This window comes from Bianquea renquensis (assembly GCF_014384895.1).
GTDB classification, from domain to species: Bacteria; Bacillota; Clostridia; order Lachnospirales; family Bianqueaceae; genus Bianquea; species Bianquea renquensis.
This window is the reverse complement of record NZ_JACRSQ010000087.1, coordinates 1-1,357: the sequence shown is the minus strand read 5'-3', so window position 1 is coordinate 1,357 and position 1,357 is coordinate 1. Positions and strand designations below refer to the sequence as shown.

Below are 1,357 nucleotides of genomic sequence, written 5' to 3'. Positions count from 1 at the left end.
TCCGGTATCCTGATGGAAAAAACTACAACAGAAGAGTTCTTCTGCTGTAAAGGGGGCAAGCCATAGCACTAAAGGAAATGAGTATGAGGGACGAACAGGAACAGAGCATAAAAGAGAAGGCGTCCCCGCCGCGGGAGGACCCCCGAATCGATGTATTGATTGGGGCCTATCGCAATTTGGCGGTGAAAGTGGATCTGTTGCAGGAGCAAATCCAAGAGCAGGAAAAAGAACTGACCCGGCAGAAAGATTCAACGGTGGACGCCATTCTGACCGAGCTTCATCAGGAGAAGGAGCAGGGAGCTTTCCCATCCACTTCACATGAGAGGGCACCCATGCCGGACAACAAGCCGGAGGCGAAGGAAGAACCTGTGGGACAGGAATCGAAACCGCAGCACAGCGCCAGCGCAAAAGCCGGGCCGAAAAAAGGCCGGGCAGGGAAAATTATTGGAGAGTGCGTCTTTTATGGGCTGTTACTTCTGTTAATTTTGAGCGCCGTATTCGTCCGCACTACCAGCGACGGTTCGCCGCGCAGTCTGGCGGGATATTCCGGCATGATTGTCTTGACCGAATCCATGCAGAGCGAGATACCCAAAGGGTCATTGGTGATCACGAAAACCGTAGACCCCCAAAGTCTGCAAATCGGGGACGACATCACCTACATGGCGAACCAGACCACTTCCGTCACCCACCGGATTGTAGGCATCACGGAAAACTACGAGAATACTGGGCAGCGCGCTTTCCAGACGCAGGGAATCATGAACCGCGAGCCGGACAAGCAGATGGTTCCCGCCGTCAACGTGGTGGGCAAGGTGGTGTTCCACAGCGAGGTGCTGGGAACCGTCGCCAGCTTTATCGGGCAATACTGGCCGTTTCTCCTGTTTATTTTGGCGGTGGCGTTTGTGCTGCTCTATGTGCTGAGGCGAATCTTCAAGAGCCCGCCGGAGGGACCGGCGAAACACTAAAACTCCTCACGGTATAGGAGAGGCAATTTTCCTCTTTTTATATATACATACTATAAAATCCGAATGAAAGGATGAAGAAAGATGACAGCAACAACAAAAAAGCGAAAAGCCATCTCAGCGGTGATGGCAGTCGCGGTGACGGCGGCGATTCTGCTGGTGGGTACGTTTGCGTGGCAGAGCATCAGCCAGACGGCGCTCAATGAGGCCATCGTCAACTATGTCAACCCAGGCGGACGGCTGCACGACGATTTCAACGGCGTGAATAAGGACGTGTATGTGGAAAACTTCATGAGCGCCGACGAAGCAGGCGGCGTGCCCATCTATGCAAGGGTGCGCTTAGACGAATATCTGGAGATCGGCTGGGGGGCTGGGATCAAGGACGGCATGGAGGGTGA

2 protein-coding genes are annotated in these 1,357 nt (G+C 53.9%); both read left to right on the top strand.

Going from position 1 to position 1,357, the window contains the following annotated elements:
* Positions 1-83 precede the first annotated feature (83 nt).
* Positions 84-962: a signal peptidase I gene (locus H8730_RS17315; protein WP_249290300.1), complete on the top strand. Its 879-nt coding sequence runs from the start codon at positions 84-86 to the stop codon at positions 960-962.
* Between the two features lie 81 nt (positions 963-1,043).
* A partial coding sequence (locus tag H8730_RS17310; protein ID WP_249290299.1) for a hypothetical protein occupies positions 1,044-1,357 on the top strand: 314 nt, incomplete at its 3' end.

Coding starts and splice junctions, on each gene's coding strand:
- H8730_RS17315 (WP_249290300.1), top strand. CDS start 84: ATGAGGGACGAACAGGAACAGAGCATAAAAGAGAAGGCGTCCCCGCCG.